The organism is Cytobacillus oceanisediminis, from assembly GCF_004366035.1.
Lineage (GTDB): Bacteria > Bacillota > Bacilli > Bacillales > Cytobacillaceae > Cytobacillus > Cytobacillus oceanisediminis_C.
Genome location: NZ_SOEE01000002.1, coordinates 83,045 through 108,646, shown reverse-complemented (window position 1 = coordinate 108,646; position 25,602 = coordinate 83,045). Strand labels below are relative to the sequence as shown.

At 43.2% G+C, this 25,602-nt stretch carries 21 protein-coding genes; 4 read left to right on the top strand and 17 right to left on the bottom strand.

Annotation, left to right across the window (positions count from 1 at the left end; all coding sequences use genetic code 11):
- Nucleotides 1–342 precede the first annotated feature (342 nt).
- The gene (locus tag DFO72_RS04880) at nucleotides 343–1,605 is read right to left on the bottom strand and encodes an L-lactate MFS transporter (protein ID WP_113881145.1); all 1,263 of its coding nucleotides are present in this window, start codon (nucleotides 1,603–1,605) and stop codon (nucleotides 343–345) included.
- A gap of 367 nt (nucleotides 1,606–1,972) precedes the next feature.
- Entirely contained in the window at nucleotides 1,973–2,833 is an 861-nt protein-coding gene (locus DFO72_RS04875; protein ID WP_181782248.1) for a glycerophosphodiester phosphodiesterase, read from the bottom strand.
- 255 nt (nucleotides 2,834–3,088) lie between these two features.
- On the opposite strand from DFO72_RS04875, the gene DFO72_RS04870 reads away from it, so the two are divergent.
- The 3 genes from DFO72_RS04870 to DFO72_RS04865 all read left to right on the top strand — a co-directional run bounded on the left by DFO72_RS04870 (nucleotide 3,089) and on the right by DFO72_RS04865 (nucleotide 4,001).
- Complete coding sequence (locus DFO72_RS04870) at nucleotides 3,089–3,262, top strand: aspartyl-phosphate phosphatase Spo0E family protein (RefSeq protein WP_113881147.1); 174 nt, start codon at nucleotides 3,089–3,091, stop codon at nucleotides 3,260–3,262.
- A gap of 226 nt (nucleotides 3,263–3,488) precedes the next feature.
- Nucleotides 3,489–3,656 (top strand): hypothetical protein, encoded by a 168-nt coding sequence (locus DFO72_RS29285; RefSeq protein ID WP_166672420.1) that lies wholly within the window; start codon nucleotides 3,489–3,491, stop codon nucleotides 3,654–3,656.
- A gap of 18 nt (nucleotides 3,657–3,674) precedes the next feature.
- A complete protein-coding gene (locus DFO72_RS04865; RefSeq protein ID WP_258549804.1) occupies nucleotides 3,675–4,001 on the top strand; it encodes a redoxin domain-containing protein in 327 nt (108 codons plus the stop codon).
- 30 nt (nucleotides 4,002–4,031) lie between these two features.
- On the opposite strand, the gene DFO72_RS30640 is transcribed toward DFO72_RS04865, so the two are convergent.
- From DFO72_RS30640 to DFO72_RS04795, 15 genes are all read right to left on the bottom strand, one after another.
- On the bottom strand, nucleotides 4,032–4,124 hold the full coding sequence (locus DFO72_RS30640; RefSeq protein ID WP_019381338.1) for a putative holin-like toxin: 93 nt from the start codon (nucleotides 4,122–4,124) through the stop codon (nucleotides 4,032–4,034).
- Between the two features lie 316 nt (nucleotides 4,125–4,440).
- Nucleotides 4,441–5,511 carry a hypothetical protein gene (locus DFO72_RS04860; RefSeq protein ID WP_243856065.1) on the bottom strand — a complete coding sequence of 357 codons (1,071 nt, stop codon included), beginning with the start codon at nucleotides 5,509–5,511 and terminating at the stop codon, nucleotides 4,441–4,443.
- 118 nt (nucleotides 5,512–5,629) lie between these two features.
- The gene (locus tag DFO72_RS04855; protein ID WP_113881149.1) at nucleotides 5,630–6,889 is read right to left on the bottom strand and encodes an ATP-binding protein; all 1,260 of its coding nucleotides are present in this window, start codon (nucleotides 6,887–6,889) and stop codon (nucleotides 5,630–5,632) included.
- 142 nt (nucleotides 6,890–7,031) lie between these two features.
- The gene (pdxA, locus tag DFO72_RS04850; RefSeq protein ID WP_113881150.1) at nucleotides 7,032–8,039 is read right to left on the bottom strand and encodes a 4-hydroxythreonine-4-phosphate dehydrogenase PdxA; all 1,008 of its coding nucleotides are present in this window, start codon (nucleotides 8,037–8,039) and stop codon (nucleotides 7,032–7,034) included.
- On the bottom strand, nucleotides 8,026–9,333 hold the full coding sequence (locus DFO72_RS04845) for a four-carbon acid sugar kinase family protein (protein ID WP_113881151.1): 1,308 nt from the start codon (nucleotides 9,331–9,333) through the stop codon (nucleotides 8,026–8,028). The genes pdxA and DFO72_RS04845 overlap by 14 nt, the downstream gene beginning before the upstream one ends.
- A gap of 14 nt (nucleotides 9,334–9,347) precedes the next feature.
- Nucleotides 9,348–10,340 carry a 2-keto-3-deoxygluconate permease gene (locus DFO72_RS04840; RefSeq protein ID WP_113881152.1) on the bottom strand — a complete coding sequence of 331 codons (993 nt, stop codon included), beginning with the start codon at nucleotides 10,338–10,340 and terminating at the stop codon, nucleotides 9,348–9,350.
- A gap of 185 nt (nucleotides 10,341–10,525) precedes the next feature.
- Entirely contained in the window at nucleotides 10,526–12,220 is a 1,695-nt protein-coding gene (locus DFO72_RS04835) for a sigma-54-dependent Fis family transcriptional regulator (RefSeq protein WP_113881153.1), read from the bottom strand.
- Nucleotides 12,221–12,314: 94 nt separating this feature from the next.
- On the bottom strand, nucleotides 12,315–13,547 hold the full coding sequence (locus DFO72_RS04830; protein ID WP_113881154.1) for a glutamate-5-semialdehyde dehydrogenase: 1,233 nt from the start codon (nucleotides 13,545–13,547) through the stop codon (nucleotides 12,315–12,317).
- A complete protein-coding gene (gene proB / locus DFO72_RS04825; RefSeq protein ID WP_113881155.1) occupies nucleotides 13,538–14,668 on the bottom strand; it encodes a glutamate 5-kinase in 1,131 nt (376 codons plus the stop codon). The genes DFO72_RS04830 and proB overlap by 10 nt, the downstream gene beginning before the upstream one ends.
- A 626-nt stretch (nucleotides 14,669–15,294) precedes the next feature.
- Nucleotides 15,295–17,094 (bottom strand): IucA/IucC family protein, encoded by a 1,800-nt coding sequence (locus DFO72_RS04820; RefSeq protein ID WP_113881157.1) that lies wholly within the window; start codon nucleotides 17,092–17,094, stop codon nucleotides 15,295–15,297.
- Between the two features lie 12 nt (nucleotides 17,095–17,106).
- Entirely contained in the window at nucleotides 17,107–18,435 is a 1,329-nt protein-coding gene (locus DFO72_RS04815) for a lysine N(6)-hydroxylase/L-ornithine N(5)-oxygenase family protein (protein WP_113881158.1), read from the bottom strand.
- Nucleotides 18,407–18,961 (bottom strand): GNAT family N-acetyltransferase, encoded by a 555-nt coding sequence (locus DFO72_RS04810; protein ID WP_395858142.1) that lies wholly within the window; start codon nucleotides 18,959–18,961, stop codon nucleotides 18,407–18,409. The genes DFO72_RS04815 and DFO72_RS04810 overlap by 29 nt, the downstream gene beginning before the upstream one ends.
- Before the next feature lie 16 nt (nucleotides 18,962–18,977).
- Entirely contained in the window at nucleotides 18,978–20,759 is a 1,782-nt protein-coding gene (locus tag DFO72_RS04805; protein ID WP_113881160.1) for an IucA/IucC family protein, read from the bottom strand.
- The gene (locus tag DFO72_RS04800) at nucleotides 20,756–22,228 is read right to left on the bottom strand and encodes a pyridoxal phosphate-dependent decarboxylase family protein (protein ID WP_113881161.1); all 1,473 of its coding nucleotides are present in this window, start codon (nucleotides 22,226–22,228) and stop codon (nucleotides 20,756–20,758) included. The genes DFO72_RS04805 and DFO72_RS04800 overlap by 4 nt, the downstream gene beginning before the upstream one ends.
- Nucleotides 22,225–23,574 (bottom strand): aspartate aminotransferase family protein, encoded by a 1,350-nt coding sequence (locus DFO72_RS04795; protein ID WP_113881162.1) that lies wholly within the window; start codon nucleotides 23,572–23,574, stop codon nucleotides 22,225–22,227. Before DFO72_RS04795 ends, DFO72_RS04800 begins: the two co-directional genes overlap by 4 nt.
- A gap of 337 nt (nucleotides 23,575–23,911) precedes the next feature.
- Between DFO72_RS04795 and DFO72_RS04790 the strand changes: the two genes are divergently transcribed.
- A complete protein-coding gene (locus DFO72_RS04790; RefSeq protein ID WP_113881163.1) occupies nucleotides 23,912–25,585 on the top strand; it encodes a ribonuclease J in 1,674 nt (557 codons plus the stop codon).
- The last annotated feature ends 17 nt before the right edge of the window (nucleotides 25,586–25,602 follow it).

Genomic DNA, 25,602 nt, shown 5'->3' with positions numbered 1-25,602 from the left:
AAAAAGCCTCTAACTAATAGATGCTGATTTCTGCGGCGGTTAGTCTTTAGCAGGTTCGCTGCCAAGTGCCATACCATAAGAAAAGCGGAAGCGCCTTGCTGAGATGAACTTCAACTAAAATCCGCACGTCCTGTTGCGAACGTTGAAGCCAGCACTTCCTGTGCAAGTCCTGCAGGCATAAGACGAATCACGCAGGAAACCTCCCAAAGCAAGCTTTGGTCGAGCGATGAATCGCTGACGAAGCGTTCCTTGTCCTGATTTCTGGAGTGATTTGGCTTATGACCCGAGGCGCTAGGCGCTGGAGCTAGACACTATATATCTTTAATGCTGTTTATATTAAATTTAACCTGCCATACGCTCATTTGCTTCATTTTGCTTGCGCAATTTTTTAATATCAAAACGGATCAGAATTGACACAATGAGTGCCACCACAAAAAGTCCTGCGAAGCTTGTCAGACTTGAAGCATAGCTTCCTGTTGAATCCTTCATCCACGCTGCAAACATGGGACCTGCAAGTCCTGCGGCAGCCCATGCTGTAAGAATGTAGCCGTGAATAGCGCCAAGCTGCTTTGTTCCGAAAACGTCACCGATAAATGCCGGAATGGATGAGAATCCGCCGCCATACATGGTGTATACAATGGCCAGCATAATCTGGAAAAGAATGGCTTCCTTTGTTATCGGCAACAGCAGGAATAGGGCGATCTGTGATACGAAGAAAATCGTATACGTGTTCGGGCGGCCGATATAATCAGAAATGGATGCCCATGCAAGACGGCCAAGTCCATTAAAGATGCCGAGTACGCCGACAAGCGTTGCTGCTTCTCCTGTAGTCAGGCCTATACTTTCCTGTGCCAGCGGCTTTGCAGCTGACAAAATCGCAATTCCGCAAGTTACATTAATGAACAGCATGATCCATAAATAATAGAATCGTGATGTCTTTACTGCTTCATTCGCCGTCAACTGTGCCAAATCCTGTTTGATTTTGATTTTTCCGGCTGCAGCTTTTTCTTTCATGCCTTCAGGTGCCCAATCTGCTGGCGGTCTTTCTAAATATAAAGATGATAATGTCATGATGATTAAGTAAGCTGCACCTAAAATAAAGAACGTGTTTGCTGTACCAACAGATTTAATCAGTCCATCCATGACTGGGCTCGCTATCGCTGCAGCGAAGCCAAATCCCATGATGGCGAGTCCGGTTGCAAATCCGCGGCGGTCCGGGAACCATTTTACCAGTGTGGAGACCGGTGCAATATAGCCGACTCCCAAACCAATTCCCCCAAGAACACCGTAGGATATGTACAAAAATGGCAATGATCCCATATTTACTGCCAAACCGGCTCCAAGCATGCCGGCTCCAAAGAACCCTGCTGCCAGAAGGCCAGCCTTTTTAGGTCCATGCTTTTCAACAAAGTGGCCAAGGAATGCGGCTGACAACCCTAAAAATAGAATCGCCAAACTAAAAGTCAGCTGTACCTCCTTTGATGTCCACCCAAACTGCTCAATCAATGGATTGGTAAAGTTGCTCCAGGCATAAACCGAACCGATTGAGATATGAATCCCTACGGCCGAGGCGGCAATCAGCCACCGATTTTTTGTCTTTTTCACTCTTTTTCCCCCTCATAATGCTCGTATCCTGCTTTTTAAAGCGGTTACAGGATTGTTTCTTGAAATAAAAAAACCGCCAATCTCTCCCGCATTCCCAAATTTGGGCATGCTGAAGCAGGATTGACGGTTAGTATCAAGCAGGATTCGCTGCTTAAAAAACCAACTGTTAATCATTAAGGAATCTGATGACATTTTAACCGACGACAGGTTCGCTATCTCAAATCAAAATGTGACAGATTTTTGAACTATTAAAAATCATATCACTTTGAAATAACATGTTCAAGCCCTTTTTAGCAATTTTTCACTATAGTGGTGTTGGTTTTTATTCAAAAAGAACTCCGGCAATAATACCCGGAGTTCTGTCTAGTTATCTCCCTTTTTTCACATCATGCAGCAAATCCGGATGGTTTGTGAACATGCCGGTTACTCCCCAATTAATCAGCTGCTTCATTCTTTCCTTGTCATTGACAGTATACGGGTGCAGTTCAAGGCCGCTGGTCACAACCCTTTGTACATATTCCTCATTTAAATACGTATGATTAGGACCGATGCCCATTGCATACTGCCTGATTTCCTTAATCTCTGCATCGGTAATTTCTGCATTTGCTTTATAAGAGATTAATTGAACCAGTTTAATGGAGGGATCCAATTCATTCATCACTTTAAGACTTTGAGGGCTGAATGATTGGACAAGCAGCTTCTCTTTATTAATCTTATACTCATCAATGAGTCGAAGCAGTTCTTTTTCCATGCCAGGATAAACATCCGGTGATTTTGTTTCAATGTAGTAGCTGTTGTTTTTTCCAAATTTCTTGAAAACCTCTTCAAGTGTCGGCACCTTTAAGCCTTCGTATTCCGCTTTTGATGCATACGGGTACTTTTCGTTAAACCAGCTGCCTGCATCTAGCTGCTTAATTTCGTTTAAAGTGTAATCCTTTACGGACCCTGTTCCATTTGTCGTCCGGTCAAGCGTCACGTCATGCATCGCAATGAGATGTCCATCCTTTGTCATCTGCAGATCAATTTCAATATAATCCCCATGCATTTTCTCGCCCATGTCATATGAAGCAATTGTATGCTCAGGTGCATATGCAGAAGCTCCGCGATGTGACACATTTACAATGTCCTTATGCATATCTTTTGCCAACGCTGCACCTCCTCCAAATACATTTAACCCAATAACTGCCGCACCAATAACTGAAATCATTTTCTTCTTCAAAGTCTCCATCCCCTATCTATAATGGTTTACACATTAAGAATAGGGATGAAATATTAACCCTGTGATAAGTATATGTAAAATCTGGAAGAATTATAGTTTACAGGAATATTAATACAAGCATTTCGGAATAGGTCTCATTCACTAGAAAATCCCTATTGTAGAAACTTGTAATCTTTTTATAAGTTTTGTCGAATCTGTTTATTTGCGGTTTAATTTGTCGATAATAGAATATAGTATTTCATCCCCTGACTAGGAGCCGAATCAATGACCACACCTTCGACTGCTATAAAAAAACTTCATCATGACATCGATGCACTGCGCAAAAAGATGATTTCTGTTGGAAAAAGAAAGGGATTGTCACACCCTGAAACGCTCATGTACTCAGAGGAGCTCGATAAGCTCATCTATAAAGTGCAGCGAAGCAAATTCATCCTTTAGAGCATCCCCGGTTATTACCTCAAAAGTAATAAATATTCCATAAAACGCACACTCTTATAAAAAGGGTGTGTTTGTTTTATGATTGAGCGCTTAATCGTATGGAGGCTTTATGGTTCCTCAGGAATAACTGTGAGAAAAACATCCGTATACTTAAGCATTTTTATTGAGAAAAACTAAATATATAGCCATAATGAGAGGATAACAACTACAAGGAATTGGAGATCTTATGAAGAAAAAATTCATGATTTTATTGGCCATCGTCCTTCTTGTTCTGACAGCCTGCGGTAAAGATCAGGCACAGGAAGCGATCACCCTAAAGGACCAAACCAGCAATGAAGTGACCTTCCCGCAGGACAAGCCAAGTGTTTTCTTTTTTATCACTACATACACCTGAGGACTCTGTCAGCAGCAACTGGTCGAGTTGCATCAGAATATGGATAAATTAGAAGGCATGGACGTCAACATGTACATCGTCAGCAATGATCAGCCTGAGCAGCAGCTTGAGCTGTACAATGCTCTTGAAGAAAAAATGGGGCACAGCCTCCCATTTGTGTCAGACCCTGAAATGAAGCTCATTGAAAGGGCGGATATGAAAAATGGCGACTCAGCCTATAGAGGCTATGCTTTAATGGATACAAAAGGCAATATTGTGTTCAACAAGGTCAATGACCATTGGGGAGAAGAAATCAATAAAACAGCAGAAGATATCAAGAAAGAATATGAGGGACTTTCCAAATAAAGACGAAAAAAACACGCTTGATAAGCGTGTTCATGAATCCCTGTCTCTATTTGTGAACTGGAGCATGGCGATAACAAACATACCGAAACTGATCATCAAAGACAACACTTCAAAGGTACCCATTTATACATCGCCTCCTTATCTTCAGCCTTCCCGGAACCAAACTTGTCCTATACTCAGGATAAGTGCCCATTTGAAAATCCGTCCAAAAGGCCTAAAAAGAGCCAGCCGCATTGCAGAATTGCATGTGACTGGCTCTTTTTTGTGAAAAAGCGCTATTTACTAATGCTTGCCTCGAAAATTGCCTTAATTTAATGCACTATTCATTCAAGGAACAGACTTATTTGCACATACCTTGAATTTAGATGCGCATAGGCAAATTTATGTGCGGATAAGCAATTTTTATTTGCGGATAGAAAAATTTATGTGCGCTTTGCTTTTATACCGATCTTTCTTTTCTGAATGTCAACGGAATCCGAACATGTTTTTTTATTAAAGAGTCAACACTTAGATATAATTCAATGATCAATAACATTAAAATGATCCAGACGCCTGTATTCAAGACTACTGATTGCACCGGGGTTTCTATGAAAAAGGTAAACGTAAAGAACATCGCAAAAGTGAAGATTCGGCTCCACTGTGTCACATCGTATGTGAAGATGCCTTCCTTCAAGCCATATATTCGAATGCGCCATACCAGCCTTGCTATTTCTATAACTTCTATCACAATGAAAACCAGGAAAACGGCAAGCCAAAACCAGGCAGCCGGCTGATGAGTTACAAGGCCGGATTTAAACATGGCGAGTCCGCTGATGGACAGGGCACCGTGAAAAATACAATTGGTATTATTCCAATCTTTCGCATAGTTCCAGCCGCTAACGGCATAACGTTTAAGAATAAACCACGCACTGATGGAATAAAAAAGCAGCCCGAAAAAAATAAGAGCAGCATTCAGAACGCCAGGTACATCTGCAAAGACAGTATTGAAAAGGAGAACAAGAGATTGTGTGCTGACCGTCGTCAGCAGCAAAACTCCATGTGCCTGCTGTCCAAAAGATGTTTCCTTGAGTTCCTTGAAGCCCATTAAACTAATCCCAATATAAATAATCCACAATCCCCCATTCAGAATGGCCAGCGCCTGTGCTTCTGCACCTGCTCCAAATTGCTTGAAGAACATGATTCCGCAAATCGATGTGCCGGCCACCCAGGTTCCAATGCCAAAACGGTTAATTGGATTATCGTAATGCAGCTTCTTAAACTCTCCTTTATAAATGGTCATGCCAATCGATACAAGAATGGCCATCCATAAGGCTAAATCTGCTATGCTCATAATCTTGCCGACGCTCCCCAAATAGAAGGACAAACCGAAGAAATTCAGCAAAACACCCTGTGTCACAATGCCAAGCGCCATCACAGCCGCCATTGCAGCAGTATTGATATTTAATTTTTTACGAATAATAACGAAAACAGCTCCTATAAACAGAAGGCCAAGTAAACTGAAATAAAACACTATAATCACCATTTTAATGTATTTATTTTAATTATAACATCTTATGCAAGTGACCCTTTCGCGGCGGATAATAAAAAAACAGCGCATTTTCATGCACTGTCAGCTCCCGCTCAGCCATCTATATGAAAAGGATGTTTCCGTTTTGATCACGTTCTGAATGTAACGAATCCCCTTCATAAGGGAGTTCTATCTCAATCTTCGTGCCTTCCCCAACTTTACTTTCGACTATTAAGCGCCCACTATGGTTTTCGATAATTTTGTAGCAAATCATCAGTCCCAGCCCGGTTCCTTTTTCCTTTGTCGTATAAAAAGGTTCTCCCAGACTTGATATCCTGTCTTCTGATATGCCAACACCCTGATCGATGAACTGAATGGAAATAGTGTTGCTGGTCTTTTTAAGAACTTTAATGTTTAACTCTCCACCGCCTGGCATTGCTTCAATGGCATTTTTAATAACGTTAAGGAATACTTGTTTCAGCTGATTCTTTTCACAATGAATCATTGGAGCGCGGAGATTATTTTCTACTGCTATTTCGACATTGTTTAAAATGGATTGGGTGCTGCTCAAAAGAATCACTTCGTTGATTAATTTAGTAAGATCCTGCTTTTCGAAAATGTCTGCAGTCGGCTTTGCAAGCACTAAAAATTCACCAACGATTCCATTTATGCGATCCAATTCTGAAAGTACAATGTCAAAGTATTCATCTTTCTGGCTATTTGACTTGAAGAGCTGAACAAACCCTTTAATTGAAGTAAGAGGGTTACGGATTTCATGGGCGATTCCAGCAGCCATTTGGCCCAGAAGTGCCAGCTTTTCTGATTTTTGCAGGAGCTTTTCCTGCTCCTCTTTTTTATCAGAAATATCAGTTCCAATAGAGAGTATGGCCTCTTTGCCTTCAAAATCAACATAAAGTGACGAAACTTCAAAAAATCTAGTGGTTCCATCAAACCGTTTTATTTTATATTCTATATTGTTTAAAAGCTGCTTCTCTGACTTAATGTACTGATAACGCTCCTGCAAACGGCCCATATAGTCCATCTCTATAAAGTCAAGAAGCGACCTGCCAATTAATGCACCTTTATCTGATGCCGACAATTCGGCGACTGCAGCGGAGTTTGCATACAAAATTTCAAAGTCCTTATGTATGAGCACGGAAACTGGCAGTGATTCCAGAAGCAATTTGTGGCTCTTCTCGCTGGCCCGCGCTTTTTCTGCGAAGTACCTGCTTTTGTCAAACTGCCAGCCGACAAACCAGGCAATACTTGTAAATAGAAAAAAATCAAAAGTAAAAAACGCTTCATGTGAGAAAATGGATTGATAAGAGGTAAATAAAACTGAAATAAGCACAAGTGAAATTTGACCTGTCCGTTTACTCATATAGTCCTCTTTTTGTGTTTTTTCTATTATTTTAGCATCAATTGTGAGGTTAACGATATCATTTTCAAAAAAATTTATCTATTAAATTCTATAAAATAACCCGCCCGGGGTGCTGATAATCCCCGAGCAGGTTAAAATAAGCTTATTTCTTCTTTGGTGCAAGCTCTACTGCCTGGCGCATGGCTTCCATTAAGCTTTTCTCGTCAGCTATGCCTTTTCCGGCAATATCGAAGGCTGTACCGTGATCAACGCTTGTACGAATGATGGGAAGACCGACTGTGATATTAACCCCGGCATCCAGCCCTAATACTTTAACTGGCCCATGCCCCTGATCATGATACATGGCTACGACAATATCAAAATCGCCGCGGACAGCTCTGAAAAATAATGTGTCAGCCGGCAGCGGCCCAACAGCATTAATTCCTTCTGCCTGTGCTTTTTCCACTCCAGGAATGACTTTTTCTTCCTCTTCGCCATACCCGAATAATCCATTTTCGCCGGCATGAGGATTGATTCCGCAAACAGCTATTTTAGGTGATTCAATCCCGGCTTTTTTCAATGTGTCATGGGCAAGCTTCAGCACGTGATACACTCTTTCAGGATTGATCATTTTAACTGCATCAATAATTCCGACATGGGTTGTCACATGGATAACCCGTAAGTTTGGTGCAGATAGCATCATGGAATAATCTTTCGTATTGGTCAAATCCGCTAAAATTTCTGTATGACCTGGATACATATGGCCGCCCTTTTGCAATGCTTCCTTGTTTAAAGGTGCAGTACAGATCGCATCAATCGAATTTTCTTTTGCCATTTCGATCGCTTTAGCCAAATATTGAAATGCTGCGTCTCCAGCTGCAGGTGAAACCTGGCCAATAGGGAGGTCTTCCGGCAAAAGGTCCAAATCAAGGCAATGTACTACCCCATGCTTATAAGGGATCTCATTTAACTGATCTGCCTTCACTGCTTCAATAACAAGCCCGCTGTCAACAAATGATTTTGCCCGCTCTAAAATTTTTCTATCACCAATGACAAGCGGGTTGCTTATTTCATACATTTCAGATTCTGCCAGGCTTTTTAAAATAATTTCCGGCCCTACGCCCGCTGCATCCCCCATTGTAATGCCTACTACTGGTTTAGTTTGACTCATTGCACTCAACCTTTCTTGTCATATAATGTATTGCGTTAACCAGGGATTGCTCATTACCGAATCCCCCCGCTTTTGTAACAGCCCAATAGTTTTTTTCCCTGCTCCGCAGCCGTCCAAAAGGAAGTCCCGGTTCTATTTCTTTGTGGAGCTCCATTTCCTGAATACCCAATTCTGAACAAGCAGCTTTCGCTATGTCTCCGCCTGTTAAAATCAAGCCGTCAAGTTCCGGGAACTTATTTACAAGTTTGTTTGCAATTTGCCCCAGTCCCATGGCAATCCTTTCACCAACCTGTTTTCCTGATAATCCTATTGCTTCTCCCGCTATACGGGCTGCTTCCCGGTTCTGAACGGAAGAATCCACATAAACAACAAAATGGCTATTAGCCTGGTTTTGGCCAATTACTCCAATGACTTCTTCGAGATCAATTGACTGATTCACCAATTGGACAGGATTGATTTCTGCAAAATAGGATTGCTCAAGTTCTCTAATCCGGGCAAGCTGTTTTTTTGTAACCTGTGAAAGACTCCCTGAAACTGTGAGTGTTTTCCTGATATTGTTCTCCTCATAAACATTCTCTTTATGAGATTTTAGCTTTAGTGCATCTGGTAAATATTCTACTAGGGCACCAGAGCCAGTCCAAATCGTTTTTTTCTGAAGGCTTGTGAAAATCTCAGCAATTACCTGCAGATCCTCTTCCCTTTCACTGTCGCAAACAATCCAGGTTTTCCCCGCCGCAACAGTTCTTTCAATGAATTCAAGAATATCTGCCTTGTCTCCGCGGATCAATTCCAGATTAAGCAATGCAATATCCTTTCCTGCATCCTTTTTTAACATGTGAGGAAGAAAGCTTTCCGTTACAGGTGTCTTTGGATCCCTTCCAAACTCTGTTTCTGTAATCAGTTTGCCATTTACATAATGATGTCCAGACACCGTTGTACGATTCATTTTTGGAAATGCAGGGGCAATAACAACGATTTCCGGGCGATATACTTTTTCAAGCGCTGCCAGTTCAACAGATATATTTCCTCTTAAAGTTGAATCTACTTTTTTATAGACATGAGCATAGCCTTTTTCAAAAAGAAGAGAAGCAGCTTTTTCCACTGCTTCATATGCTTCTTCTTGTGTTTTTGCCCGGCTGTCAGTATCAACAATTAAGACATCAGGGTCAGATTGAACCTTTTTCCCGGTATAATCCATCATAACAGTGGCAGTCAGCCCTTTTTTCGCCAGCTGCACTCCTGAATCATTAGCACCAGTCAAATCATCCGCAATAATGCCAAATTTTTCAAACACAAGAACCACATCCTTTAGCCGTTAACTTTCGTCAGGTTTCCTTCTTTAAACTCATATCCTTTTCTCTCTAAGCGCTTAACCAAAAACGCTATATACAGCGGAAGCAGGATTGCGGTTGTCACAGTAGATGCCGCGACCTGAACTGTAGCCAATTCAGCATACTGCGCGAACCCTGCACTTGCTGCTGCAATGGCAGCTGGAGTTGCTACAGCATTTCCGGCAGTTGAGCCTTCAGCAGCACCTACAATTGGATTCCACTTAAACGCTTTAAACACCAGATATCCAGCTGTACCCGTTACGAATACTGTTAACAGTCCAAGGATAATACCTGATAGACCTCCGTCTACAATTGCACTGAAGTCAATTCCCATTCCAAGGGCGAACGCGAAAAATGGTATGAGCATGGAGCTTCCACTATCAAGGAATGAACGCATTTCTTCATCCAGGTTACCCAATACCATACCTACCAGGATTGGAAGCAGTACGGCAATGAATGATTGCAATGAGAACATGCCATCAACAAAGCCCATAGCACCAAAGATTGATAGGGCTACCATTGTTAAAAACGGACCGTCATTTAGAGCCAGCAATGAATAAGCTGCACGGTCTTCCTTGCTTCCATACTGACCGACAAGTGCGACGAATAGTCCGCCATTACTGTTAGTCATAGCTGCAATAATTGCAATTGGAGCTAAACCCAGCCAAAGACCATTTTCACCTGCAAACATGTAAGCGATTAACCCGAATGCCGCACCAACTGCCCACTTGGTTGCTAAAAGGGTGGCCCCTTTTCCTATTGAAACACCAAATGATTTTACGTTAATTTGAGCACCTGTACATAATAGGAATAAAGCGATTAAAGCTGATGCACCGTCAACAAACAATGCCTGAGTAAAATTTCCGATACGGAGCAAATCAGGTGCAAAAGTGTTAAGTATTGCTGCAATTAGCAACGGAACTACCATCATCCCGCCTGGAATACGCTCAAGAGTTGCTTTGATCTTCATAATTTTAACATCCCCTTTATATATGTTTCAATTTTAAACAATAAGTGAAAACGATTACAGTTTCATATTAAACGCTTTCAATGCAAAATTCAACACTTTTTGCAGAAAAATAGTTTGGTATTTTCTAGGTTTGTTTTAATTGTTGCATTTTTAAACACTTATTAAAATAAAAAAGAAGCTGAATATTACTGCTTCAGCTTCCTCCACAATGTCGACCGATTAATGCCTAACCGTTTTGACACCTTTGTTTGATTTTGGTTTTCTTCCTTCATAATTGCTTCGATAATTCGTTTCTCAATTTGATCGAGTGTTCCGGATAACAGACTATCTTCAATATGGACAGGACGCTGCTTGCGATTCAGCTGTCTTGAAACAGTTTCCTTACTGATGGTATAGCCTTTCTCAGCTGCCAAGACATCAAAGAGGAATGCTTTCAGCTCAGCCGTATTTCCAGGCCACTTGTATTTTTCCAGCAGTTCCATTGCATCCTCTCTGATTTTTACTGCAGAGGTTCCATACTGCTGATGAAAATGGGCAATAAAATAAGCTGTTAAAGCTCTTATATCATCCTTGCGTTCTATTAAAGAGGGGATATAGATGCGAACAGTTTCTTCGTTAAAAAGAAGGGAATGAAACTCTGGATTTTCGCTGGATAGGGAGAGAATCACTTCTTTCCCCGATTCTGCCCATTTCTGATACTGCTTAAACAATTGGGGTTTCTCTTCTGCTGAAACGTCCTCAGCACCATAAACATATATGGATCGAATGTCTTCATCAAAGGGATCCAATCCTCTTCTCGTTTCCTTTGCATGTATAGAAAGCAACAAACCGGCACCCTGATGCTTTAAGTAATGGATATAGCGTGCTAATAATCCTTTTCCCGTGCCGGCAGCTCCAATTAAGAGCCATAAATTTCGGTTTGTTCCTGCAGATATAGCCGCCAGACAATCTTTCATTGCTTCACTTTCATGGATGATCATCGGCAGCTGAGACACTGATTCGACGTTAAGATTTTCTGAAGAACTCTTCATATTGTTAAGCTCCGTAATAATAAATTGAGTATAGATTTCATCGGCAATTTCAAGGCTTGAAACCTGAACTTTAAGCATATCTCCCTTAATTCCTTCAATTATTGCAACGGATTCTGCCTTTCCATGCCGGTGTACAAGACTCTGTAAATCACTTACGAGTATCGGAGGAGAAGAAAAAGAATTCCATTGTTCAAATACACATTCAGCATTACTGTCAAAAAGTATTATATTGTCAGTATTCTCCTTAATAATTGCTCTGAGAAGGTCGTTTTCCTGCTGTTTTCTGCTAAAAGAAAAATATACCGATTTCACTTTTTGGAACGCATCAAAGATGGCTTCACGGCCGGATTGTATCAGGATTCCCTCGAGCCCTGCTTTAGCAGCAGCTTCAACAGTTACAACATCCCCCATGATCAATTCAAAACCCTTGACCCTTAGTTCATGAACAAGGGCCTCTACTTCCTCTTCCCTTTGAATCGTAAAAACCTCTATACCAATATCCAATATGTCAGTAATCGTTTTGGCGCCTAGCGTTATGTTGGAAAAGCCTACAATTGCTTTCTTCCCTGGAAAATCATTGGCAAGGGTTAACACCCGAAGCATATCATACCCGGATACCTGAATATCAATAACAGGGATATTTGTTTCCTGTTGGACCAGCTTTGCTGTTCCGCCCCTGCTGATGATCATATCAATTCCTTCAGACCCGGCATTTTTCACATACGGGAGTGCCTGACCCAGATTTCCAGTTGCTATTTTAATGTCCAAATCTTTTTCCTCTTTCCTGCATTCCTCAATTAATGGAAGCATAGCAGGATAAGGGGCAATAAATAATGTCTTTATTTTCATCACATTCACCTAAATGTATCTTACCATTCATTTCTAAGGGACACCAATAAATAGGAAAATAGGTCAATCCTTCTTTTTAAAAGGATTTGGCAGATTAACCCTTTATCTGCCCATTCCCTTTCACAATATATTTCGTCGAAGTCAGAGCCGGCAGTCCCATCGGGCCACGGGCATGGAGCTTTTGGGTGCTGATCCCGATTTCTGCGCCGAACCCAAACTCAAATCCATCCGTGAAGCGTGTGGAAGCATTCTGGTAAACTGCCGCGGCATCGACTTCATTCAGGAATTTTTCCACATTATCAGGGTTTGAAGAAACAATTGCCTCAGAATGTTTAGTGCCGTAGCGGTTAATATGAATAATTGCCTCCTCCACGCTTTTCACCAATTTCAACGCGACTTCTAAGCCTAAATATTCAGTGGACCAATCTTCTTCCACGGCAGGGATGATTCTTTCCCCGCATACACCTTCATCACCGTGAATGGCAACCCCTTTTTCCTTTAGTGCAAGTACAAGATCATTCAGGCCATCCCACTCTCTGTGCACAATGATCGTTTCACATGCATTGCAAACGGAAGGACGCTGTGTTTTCGCATTGATGGCAATGTTTATCGCCATTTCCTTATCAGCACTTTCATCAATATAGACATGACAATTGCCTGCACCTGTCTCAAGTACTGGGACTGTAGAATTTTCAACAACTTTCTTAATTAGCTTTGCCCCTCCCCGCGGTATCAGGACATCCAGATATTCGTTCAGCTTGAACATCCCCGAAGCAGTTTCCCGGCTCGTATCCTCAATAAGCTGTACCGCATCAGGCGGCAAGTCGCTCTTTTCCAATGCATGATGAATCACCTTCACAATTGCTTTATTGGAATGAATGGCAGTAGAACTTCCGCGAAGCATAACAGCATTACCTGTCTTCAGACATAAGCTGGATGCATCGACCGTGACATTTGGACGCGCTTCATAGATCATGCCGACAACGCCAAGCGGGACACGTACTTGTGTAATGGCGAGTCCGTTCGGACGTTCCCATGAGGTTAAAACCTCCCCAACCGGATCGTCCAGGTGAGTAAGCTGGATTAATGCGTCCGCCATTTCCTGAAGGCGGGCTTCAGTCAAACGAAGACGATCTAACAAAGCATCACTCATTCCATTTTCTTTTCCTGCGTCCAGATCCTTTTCATTTTCTGCTAAAATAAACTCCTTCTCGTGCATCAGCTGACCTGAGATCAGTTCAAGCGCACGATTCTTTTGTTTCACAGTCATTTTCGTCAGCTCTGCCGCTGCCTTTTTTGCTTTTTTTCCTTTTAAATTTAATTCCATGAGCTTTTCTCCTTTCTTTTTTGGCTTACCCAATGGTCACGATGAATGACAACACGGCGGTCGGTTCCAGCAATCTGCATTGCTTCCGAACTGGATAACCCTTTTATGGCCCGAAGCTCATCGGATGAAAAATTAACCTGCCCCTTGCCGATCAAATCTCCTTTAGGTCCAATCACTTCCACGACATCATGAACGTGAAAATAACCGGTAATGGCGGTGACACCTGCAGGCAGCAGGCTTTTTCCCTGAGTTAAAATGGCCTGTGCAGCACCGTGATCCACTTCAATTTTCCCATTCGGAACAGAATGCAGCGCAAGCCACTGCTTGGAGGTTTTGACACTCGGCTGGGAGCTGGCACCAATATAAGTCCCATCCCCTTTGCCATCGAGGATCTCAATCAGCTTTTCCGCACCGTTCCCCACACCTATGAAAACTTGCACACCCAGTGACAACGCTGTCCTGGCAGCCCCGAGCTTCGTTACCATTCCGCCGGTTCCCACTTTTGAGGACGTTCCTGCAGCAGCAGTCATTAAGTCATCGGTTATTTCTTTAATATAATTGAACTTTTTTGCATTAGGACACGTACGGGGATTTGAATCGTATATCCCGTTCACATCCGTCAGTATAATGAGGCGCTGTGCCTGGATCAGGCCGCTTACAAGCGCGGACAGCATATCATTATCGCCAAAGGCCAGCTCTTCAATCGATACTGAGTCATTTTCATTAATGATTGGAATTACATTCCGTTTCAATAATTCGGACAATGTTGCATGTGCATTTTGGTATTGCTCTTTATGCAGGAAGTTTTGCCTTGTCAGCAGCAATTGCGCTGCAACGATGCCATGCTTTTTGAATTCTTCCGTATATCCCTGCATTAATAGCCCTTGACCAACTGCGGCGGCAGCCTGTTTTCCGGCGATTGTCACAGGGCGTGAAGGATAGCCAAGATCCGCAAACCCTGCTGCAACAGCACCTGATGAAATTAAGATTACTTCATGCCCCTTCTCTTTCAGTAAGGAGAGGGCAGCCGCATGTTCCTCCAGCTTTTCAATACAAAGTCCGCCATTCATATTTGTCAGCGAACTGCTTCCGATTTTTACAACAATTCGTTCCCTTTTCACATGCTTCACCACCTATGAGAAAAGCGCAAGCGCCTTGCCCGCCCCCGACAATCACAAGTCGGGCCTCCCGGAAAAGCGTCCTTTGCCTTTTTGGGAGGATCCCCCGAAATGTGAAGGGACTGGCCAAGGGACGACAGGCATAAGACTGTTCCTGTATGATCTGAAAGGAAACGGCTTAGGACCCCAGTCCCCAGGAGCCGAAACAAGGCATGCTTGTGACATTGAGGGGCAGGCGCTGGAGCTATACAGTTCTCGAATTTCAAAATATTTTCTTAAATTGCAAAAAAAAGCCCTCCCATCCCTTTAAAAAGGACGGAAGAGCTTAGTCTTTCGCGGTACCACCTTCATTGGCACTTCACACAGCAAGCGCCCTCTTTGAAAATCCATTAACGCAGGAAATTCGGCCAGGTTTTCCTGGCAGCTCAAGGGCTAGGTTCAATAGCTTTGCAGGCTGCAGGATCTTTCAGCCGGTGAATCCCGCTCTCTTCTTGCCTGAGTTCTACTTACTGGTTCCCTGTCATGGCTGTTGTTTCTTTTTATAATTAGAATTATTATGCATCCTTCGGTATTTTATGTCAATAATTAATTCGCTGATTTAAAGGAGTAAAATCTACTGAAACAAAATTTTACACCATCACCTTTTCATCGTGAATATCATGTAAAGCATTGTGCACTTTTCCAAATTCAGACGCATGCGGGCGGTCCTCCCCATCCCCGTAGCCATAGTCCACCATTCGGTTTCGGTTCAGGCAAAGTTTAGTAAGCTCGGGTTTGAAGAAATCAAACAGTTTAAACCGTTCTTCAAGGTGCGGGAATTTTGACTGATAATCTTGAATGGCTTCTGCCAGATAAGACCAGAATGTCTTTTCCTCTATCAATTGATGATTGATCAGCACGTTTGATAAATAACGGAGGTGACAGATGAACAGACCGGTAAAAATGAATTGCGTCAGACCTTCAGGCGGTTCACTGCGAAGCACAGCTTTCAGATTCTCATCCAGTCCTGAAAGTTCGGGGAATGGCTGGTCTGAAATATTAACGTCATCCACATAATCTTTAACTGCCAATCTCACGGGCTGTGAATCTTTTAAAATAAGAATCGTATTTTGCCCATGAGGGGAAAAGACGGTTCCATACTGATAAAGGAAATGCAGAAGGGGCGGCATGATGACATTGAAAAACTGCTTCATCCACTCATTCACGCTTAATCCCGACTTCTCTATCAGACTCTGAACAAACGGTTTTCCATAGGCATCTACATGATGAAGAGCTGCAAGAGTAATCGGTTTTTCCCCTTCCTTCAAATACCCATAGATGCTTTCCCTCCAAATAGCACCCAGCATTTCATTGTACTGGTAAGGTGCTCCATTTAAAGAATGGTAATAAGGATGATCGACATTGATGCTTGCGATTTCCCCTGGAAGCACCACTTCGCAATCTTCCTTTAAGAACTGGTCATTCTCGTAAATTCCTTTAATAAATTCAGTAACCTGGGGGGCAATTACCGTCCGTTCAGAAGGAAGCCCGCGGTAGACCAGTGTATTTAAAATGCTCATTGGAAGCTTCACATGGTGTTTCCTCTTCTCACTTACATTCACAAATGTCCGAATGGACTGCTGGGGCAGATAATGGTCCGTTCCTTCTTCAAGAGGGATCATTTTTTTATTCGCCAAATCTTCCGGGAAGTTTTGAATCAGAACGTTTTTCCACTGCCATTCATGCACCGGCATAAAATAGTAATCTGCAGGATCCAATCCATACTTTCTGATGATGTCTGAAAAACTCCTGGTCATCTCAGCACCAAGTTCATTCGCGATCAGCTTTTCATAGTTCAGCCCAGTAATAGACTGGAATTGGGAACGCTCCCTGTGGATCGCTATCCAGAACAGCTTCGTTTCTTGCTGCATTTCCGGAGAGAAGTTTAAATAATCATCCATGCCAAAACCGATCCGTCCTTTGTTATAGGTGATCCAAGGGTGGCCGGTCATTTTGCCTTCCAATTCCGCATAATCAAGTTCCGTCAGTTCATCCGCTGATATTCTGTGATGAACCTTCATATTTGCATCGGCAATTAGGGTATGATTCAATTCCCTGATCAGATGCCCTGCTGTTTCGGATGACATGCCAATACTCTCCTGGATATCAGAGAGAAATTGAATCGCATTGACGGCTGGATGCCATGTGTCTTTTTCACAGGCTTCAATAGAGTCCGCTTTTACGTCAAAACTGTCAAATAATCGTTTTTCTCCCTTAAATCGGTATTTGCGGCCTGTGGATGTCTGTAATAAATAAACATCACCTTCTAACTCGGGATGAATCATATCTTCATACATAAACTCTGAAAGCATTTTGGCCAGCAGATTTTGATTCACGTTTTCCCAGACTTCTTTTTGCAAAATCCCTTCAGTTTCATTGATATATAACATACTATTCCTCCTTTATCTGATTGCGGCAGTCTTCCAGGATTCATCCGCTTCAAACGACTGAAACACATTCTTTTTGTTTACCGGATAAATTTCCCGGCCGTATACCTGTTTCATGATGACAGCGTTCCGGTAAGCCCCCAGTCCAAGGTCAGGTGCGCCGACACCATGTGTATGAAGTTCCCCATTTTGAATGAATATCTTATTTTCTTTCATGGTTTTAGTCTCCAAAGCATAATCGCGCGTGACCTTGAAGCGATTGTGACCATCCCAATTGACTTCATCCTGCATCTGGAGAAGAAAATGCGGCATGGACGGTGCATAACCAGTCCCTAAAATGACGAAATCTGACTCCAGCTGAAATAATTCTTCAGAAACACAATGTTTTAATGTCAGCAAATGAGTGCCATTCCTTAGTTCAATCCCTTCAAGTTCAGTCATGGCGAGCAAATGAATCGGCGGCTTCTCACCGCATGCTGTTTTATCATATAAAAGGTCATAAATATCAGCGATCGTATTCATGCTGATTCCCTTGTAAAGAAGATCCTGATTTGAAAGCAGAGAATCCTTCTTGTCCTGTGAAAGCCGGTAAAAGAAATCGATATAATCCGGCGAAAAAAATTCCAGGCCTAATTTGCTGTATTCCATCGGAAAGAAACCTTTTGATCGGGTGAACCAGTTTAATTCATAGGCACCATCATCCTGCCCCTGCAGCAAATCATAGAATATCTCGGCTGCGCTCTGGCCTGAGCCGATCACTGTGATCGAACCTGCCTGCTTAAGCTCACTTTTTCGCTCCATATACTCAGAAGAATGCATGACGTTCGGTCCCAGATGCTTTTCCAGATGTGAAGGTACTGACGGGCTTGTTCCAATTCCGACTGCCACATGTTTTGTTAGATAAGATTCGGCTTCACCTGTTTGCACATTTCTGACGACAACTTCATATAGTTCATTTATTGAGCTGATTTTCTCTACCTGGAAGCCAAATCTGCAGGATGTAAGCTGGCCGGCTACCCATCGGCAATAGTCATTGTATTCTTTTCGGGGGATATGAAATTTCTCCAGAAAATAAAAATGGTACAGCCTGTTATGCGTTTGTAAATAATTTAAATATGTAAATCTGCTCTGTACATTGGCCATGCTGATTAAATCAGCGAAAAATGGAACCTGAAGGGTTGTTCCTTCAATCAGCATTCCCTTATGCCAATTGAATTCTGTTCTTTGTTCAAAAAACAGGGCCTCCTTCCCTCCTGTTTCCTCCAACATGGCAGCAAGCCCGAGATTGAAGGGACCGATGCCGACGCCAATAAGGTCATACACTTTCTGCTGCTGCAAAGACATCTCTCCATCTCCTTTCAAATTGTTTTCTTTCACAGAACATCAGCATGCCCGTCTTATCCGGAAGCTCAATAGGCTTCATTTTTTTAAATCCGCATTGTTCAAAAATATGAATCATTTTTTTATTGCGAATATCCGGCTCTGCGATGATTTTATCTGTCCCCTGGTGTAAAAATTGAAAAAGAACCATGGCCCGCAGCAGCGGAAGAGCATATCCTTTCCCCAAATAGTCAGGTTCACCAATCAGGAGATGGATTCCCTGGTCTTCAGGTTGAGGATCATAACAGCTCTCAACCACATCCCCTTTAACCCAATACGCTTCCCAATAGCTCATCGGGACCCCATCCAGCAGGCCTAAAAATAGCTTTTGATGTGTATCCGCCAAAAAACCTTCCAAATGGGTCCTGTATTTTTCAAAAGGAATGTTCAAATTCCAGAATGGACTGACATGCGGCTCCTGGTGCCATTTATGCAGGATCTCTGCATCTCTTTCCAGCACGACTTCTACAAAGGATATGGTTTGATTCACTTCCTGATCATAAATACTAAACTCCGGCTTCATCAGCAATCAGCACCTTCTTCAGCGGATTAGGTATTTTTGTATAAACAGATTGGGTCTCCAGTGAGCCAACCAGTTCATCCAGATCATAAAAACGTGTGAGCAGGTTGGCTTTGCATGGGAGCTCCTTCATTTCCAGCAAGCTTTTAAGCAAATCAGATTCCCCCCCTGACTTTTCATAATGGTTCAAGAGCTTTTTCTTCAGAATGGCCAGGAGAGCTTCCTCATCAGCGAGTCCCGCGGTCCCAAAACCATTAATGAGCCCAAACAGATGGTTCATAAAGAAGTAATAGCGGAAGCGCTCGATTGCAACATCATCACTGCAGAGTGTAGAACTTTTGCGGCTCACATCCGGAATGATCCCGGCAAGCAGCTCAGCTTTTGATTCACTAAAATAATAACCTTGATTATCCCGGTAATAGAATGCGGACGGGTAGCCGTTTTCCAGCTGGACAATCGAATTTTGCTGATGAGCTTCAAGGGCAACCCCATAAGTTTCATAGAGCCAAATCAAAGGATCGAGGGTAATGGATAAATATTTTTCAAACCAATCCCGGCTAACTTCCCAAGCCATCCGATTCTCTTTTTCTGCGATTTCATGGATAATCGCCTCCAGTCGAGTGCACCCGCCAAAAGCATGATCCTGAACAAGGCCTGCTATTAAACTGGCATTTCTATCATTCTCATAAAAAGGATTCTCACGGATCACCACTTCAAATCCAGATGTTTCTTTATTAAGCGGAATGTTCATGAAAGCCGGATCCTGTATGATACGGAAAGCAGGATACAGGTCCTGGAATTTAATTCCCAACTGGGATTGCATCAGCCGTGTCACTTCAACCCCTCTGTATAGTTCTTTTTCTAAATTCACCCGAAGCGAATTCGTAATTTTCACCGGGACGGAAAACTTAAACATATAGTGGAAATCCGGACTATAAACTGTACGCATGGATGACGTCGCTTCAAATGGCAATCCGTAAGGACCTATGTAAAGCAGTTTCCCTGACTGAATCAATGCCTGCACTTCCGTGTCTTTCAATAAAACTGGCACCTGGAGAGGATGTACAGGGATGAAGACAGATTGCCGATCCCCGCCGAATTTCCCTTTAAATCTTTCATCTCTCTGCAGCAGCTCCATAATGATCTCTTCCGCGCTGGCCTGATCAGCTGAGTCTTGAGAAACAATCGCCCGGTCCGCTTTAAAAAAGTGAAGCTGGAAGCTTCCCTTTAATTCCGGAGAATAGGAAGACTCCGCTTCAAAGGTCATTCCCTGTTTGCTTTTCGGCGTGGGATGAAGCAAGTGGCCGAATAAAAGCGACTGCTCTGCTTCAATAAAGGTAAAGTCGGTCTTCTGCAGACTGTCTGAATCCCCTTCACGCTCCTGTAAATAGCGCTGAATATTGCGGCAGCTGAGAATCGCCCGCAGCATCAGCTCATCTTCCGCTCCTTCTCTTTCTGTCGATGCCAGCAGCTCCTTGCTGATTAAAGATACAAGTGTGACATAATCCAGCGGAACCTCTATGCCATTTACACTCATTAAGAGCGGAAAATGAAAGGTATGCCTGCCAGTCAGAGACCAGTGCCTGACAGCAGCATAAATAACAATATCCAAATGTGCCAGTTTAATTTCCAGACATTTGGAGGAAATCTCTACCTCCCAGTCAGGCTTCCAATTTTCAGTCACCAGAAAATGCTGTGTTTCTCTTAAGTAACAATTCAAAAAGCTTTGCATGCTTGCCTGCTGTGCCATTTCCGTATGATTTGTCAAAGGGCTTCCTCCTTCTGTTTGTACTCTTTCGCAGATTGACTGAGGGACTCAACAGCCAATTTCACTTCCGCCATGGTTGTCTGCGGGTTTAAAAGTGTAAATTTCAAATACTGAGAACCATTTATTTTTGTTTTAGCGATCAGTCCCTCTCCGCTGTAAAGGAGTTTTTTATATATGTGCAGATTAAGTCCATCAGCATCCTTTTCATCAGTAAACCGGAACACAATGGCATTTAATTCCGGCTCGGAATTTATTACTTCAATCCCAGACGTTTCCTTCAGCCATAGAGCCGTTTGTTTTGCCAGCTCAATCGTATGGTCAATCATGCAGGAAAAGTCTCTTTCCCCTACTATCCGCAGTGACATATAGAGTTTAAGCGCATCAAACCGCCTGGTAGTCTGAACCGATTTATTTACCAGATGATCGAGGTCTTCTTCTTCGGGATTTAAATAATCTGCGTGGTAAGACAGATACTGAAAGCTGGATTTATTTTTAACAAAGAAGGCTCCGCAGCTGATCGGCTGATAAAACATTTTGTGAAAGTCGATGGTCACTGAGTCCGCCAGATTGATTCCAGCCAATTTGCCACAATGTTTTTTGCTCAGAACCAGAGCTCCACCGTATGCAGCATCAACATGCAGCCACATTCCATTTTCACTGGCGGCTTCTGTTAATTCCCCGAGTGCATCTATGCTGCCAAAATCGGTGGTTCCACACGTGGCTGCGATGCACATAGGATAATATCCGCTGGACTTTAGGCGCTGGATCTCTTTTTTTAATGTGGAGACACACATTCTCATGTGTGCGTCAGTCTTGATTTTTACCACAGCCTGTTCACCGAGTCCCAGCTGGGAAGCTGATTTGCTTACAGTAAAATGGGCTTTTTCTGAACAAAGAATTCGCAGCTTGTGTGCTTCAGCAGGCAGTCCCAGCTTTTTTACATCCCAATTCCACTGTGACTGGCAAAAATGATCCCGAGCGAGCAGCAATCCCATGTAATTGGATTGCGTGCCCCCGCTTGTGAAAGTGCCATCCGCACTATCGGCTAATAAAAGCTTTTCAGCCAGCCATTTCACCAATTTTTCTTCCAGATAGGTAGCCGCAGTGCTTTGATCCCACGAATCCATCGACTGATTCAGTACAGCGATGATCAATTCAGCCGCGATGGCAGGAATCAGGGTGGGACAATGCAGATGGGCCATGCTGCCAGGGTGCGTGACATGGATGCTGTTGCTGACGACTTTTTCCATAATTTCTTTAAGTACCAAAGACGGAGACTCCCCATTTATTGAACTGTTTGTTAATAGGGCGATTTCCTTTTCAATCTCTTCTGCCTTTTTGCCATTGAATACCTTAGGCTGCTGCCGGTAAAATTCGCTCAGTAAATTCTGCGTTTCTGAGAGGATCCGCTGAAAGCTGTTCTGGCTTTCAGCGTGTTGAGATAAAAAATAATCCTTAAATTGATTCATTTCACTGCTTCCTTTACAGCTTCTGTAAAAATGTTAATGACTTCGTCCAGTTGTGCTTCTGTAATGATAAGCGGCGGAAGAAAGCGGACGACACTGCCATGTCTGCCGCCAACTTCCAGGATTAAGCCGCGGATGAAGCACTCTCTTTGAATGCGGCTTGCAAGGCCCGGATCTGCTTTGCATGCTCCTTTTCGGCTGAAAGGCTCGGAAGGATCTACAATTTCGGCTCCTACCATTAACCCTCTGCCGCGGACATCCCCAATTTCAGGATATTCCTCCTGCAGTTCCTTTAGCGACGCAATCAATTTCTCGCCCAAAACGCCAGCTTTTTCGGCTAATTTATTTTCTTTTATATATCGAAGTGTGGCTGTTCCGGCCGCCATTGCCATCTGATTTCCTCTGAATGTTCCAATGTGCGCACCCGGAGCCCACTGATCAAGCGCCTGGTCATAGATTACAACGGATAATGGCAGGCTTCCGCCAATTGCCTTTGAAAGGACAACGACATCAGGGACAATGCCTGCATGTTCAAAAGCGAAAAGCTTACCGGTTCTCCCAATCCCAGTCTGCACTTCATCGATAATGAGCGGGATATCCCGTTCGTTTGTAATTCGGCGAATTTCTTTTAGCCATTCGACAGGTGCCGGGATTGAACCGCCTTCACCCTGAACCACTTCAAGAATGATGGCAGCAGGCGGCAGTATCCCGCTTTCCGGATCATCAAGAAGATTCTCAATATAGCGGCTGCTGAGTTTATGTGTCTCTTCCCCGCCAACACCGAAAGGACAGCGGTACTCATATGGATAGGGCATAAAGTGGACATCAGGCATAAGTCCCTGGACTTTTTCCTTTGGAGAAAGATTTCCGGAAAGGGCCATTGTCCCATGTGTGGCTCCGTGATATCCTCCATGGAAAGACAGGATGCTCCTTCTGCCTGTTGCCGTTTTAACCAGTTTGATTGCCGCTTCGATCGCATCTCCTCCGGTTGGGCCGCAGAATTGAATCTTTGCCCTTTCAGCAAGCTTCTCAGGAAGACTATTAAACACTTCACTTACAAATTCTTCTTTTACAGGTGTGGTTAGATCCAGCGTATGTAATGGCCGCTTATCATGCAGAACCTTCTCAATAGCCTCCGTAACCACCGGATGATTGTGGCCCAGAGCCAGCGTTCCAGCACCCGCAAGGCAATCGATATACCTTTTTCCGTCTGCATCCTTCACATAAATACCTTCTGCCTCCTCAATCGCAATCGGGATCCTCCTTGGATAGCTCCGCGCGTTCGATTCGCGCATTTCCTGCTGCTTTAAGTAAAAATCATTTGTTTTTTCTATTTGCAAAATGCTCATAAATAGTGGTTCCTCCTTTGTTATTGTTGAAAATGATTCTCATTATTGATTACGAGATTACTTTAAATGATAATGATTATCATCGTCAATAGGAGTTCTTCCCTAATTTACTTTCCTGTTTGAAGTTTTTATTTTTAATTCAGGTCTTCCGTTGGATAATGACGCATTAATATTCGCGGTAAATTTCTATACTGGGACCCATTTAAGCGGTATTGGCTTTCACCCGGCATATTAAGTCTTTTGTCACCGATTCGGCACTAATTTTTTTACACTGCTCTACATTTCAGACAACCAAATGGGTATGCTAAGAAAAACCTAAAAGCAGGAGGATTTACATATGGAGTCAAACGGAAAGCAACTATCCATATTTTCTCTGGGCGGCATCAATGAAATTGGAAAGAACATGTATGTGATCCAATATGATGACGATATTGTCGTGATTGATGCTGGAGGGAAATTCCCTGACGAGACCTTATTGGGGATCGACTTGATCATTCCGGACATCACTTACCTTGAAGAGAACCGGGATAAAATCCGCGGGCTGATTGTAACTCATGGACATGAGGATCATATTGGCGGGGTTGCCTACCTTCTCAAAAAAATTAATATGCCGGTTTACGCCACGCGATTTACTCTTGGCCTGATTGAATTAAAATTAGCGGAGCATCGCCTGCTTGGTGATTCAGAGCTTATAAATATTGATTCTGACTCCCGCCTTGATTTTGGGGAAATTGGCGTTAGCTTTTTCAAGGTGAATCACAGCATACCTGACTGTCTTGGAATTGTTTTCAAGACGCCCGGCGGCAATGTTGTCCATACGGGAGATTTTAAATTTGACTTAACCCCTGTAAATCAGGAGCATGCTGATATCCATAGGATGGCTGAGATTGGACGCAGTGGAGTGCTCGCCCTTCTTTCAGAAAGCACAAACGCTGAGCGGACTGGCTTTTCGCCAACTGAACATATTGTCGGGGAAAACATTGAGGAAGCATTTATGAAAGCACCACGCAAGATCATCATCTCAACTTTCGCTTCCAATGTTAGCCGTGTTCAACAGGTTGTGGCCGCTGCGATAAAAACAAATCGAAAGCTGGTCCTGCTTGGACGAAGTATGGTAAATGTCGTGAATGTAGCGATTGAACGCGGATACCTGACAGTTCCCGAGGGAATGATTGTGAATCCAAGAGAAGCGATGAATCTTGCCCCAGAAAAGGTGTGCATCCTATGTACCGGCAGCCAGGGTGAGCCGATGGCTGCCCTTTCACGACTCTCTGCCGGAAATTATCGGGATGCAGAGATTCATCCTGAGGATACCGTGATTCTAGCAGCATCCCCAATCCCTGGAAACGAGCGCGATGTCTCAAAAATCATTGACAACCTGTTCAAGCTGGGAGCCCGCGTGATATACGGTTCAGGAAGCTCAACAGGAATGCATGTGTCTGGCCACGGCTACCAGGAAGATCTAAAGCTTATGCTCACATTGATGAAGCCCAAATATTTTATCCCGATTCACGGTGAATACAGAATGCTTCATCATCATAAATTGCTTGCTGAATCCATCGGTGTTGAAAACGGGCATACATTTATCATTAAAAATGGGGAAGTTGTTGATATTGAGAATGGGAAAGCACGCCAGACCAGGCGGGTACCTGCCGGGGATACTTATGTTGATGGAGTGGGTGTTGGTGATATTGCCAGCATCGTGCTCCGCGACAGAAAGCAGCTGTCCGAGGATGGCATGATTGTGATCGTGCTGACTATGAGCAAGAGTGAGCGCAAAATGATATCAAGACCTGATACGATATCCCGTGGTTTCGTCTACGCAAGGGAATCCGAGGATCTGCTGAGGGAAATAAACCGGATTGCGGAGAAAACCGTCAATGATCTTCCAGAACAGGACAAAAGCCAGTGGAATGTCATCAAGCAGAGCATTAAGAAATCACTTGGGCAGTATTTATTTGAAAAGACAAAGCGCAAACCAATGATCCTGCCGATTATAATTGAAATTTAAACGAAAAGAGGCAAGCC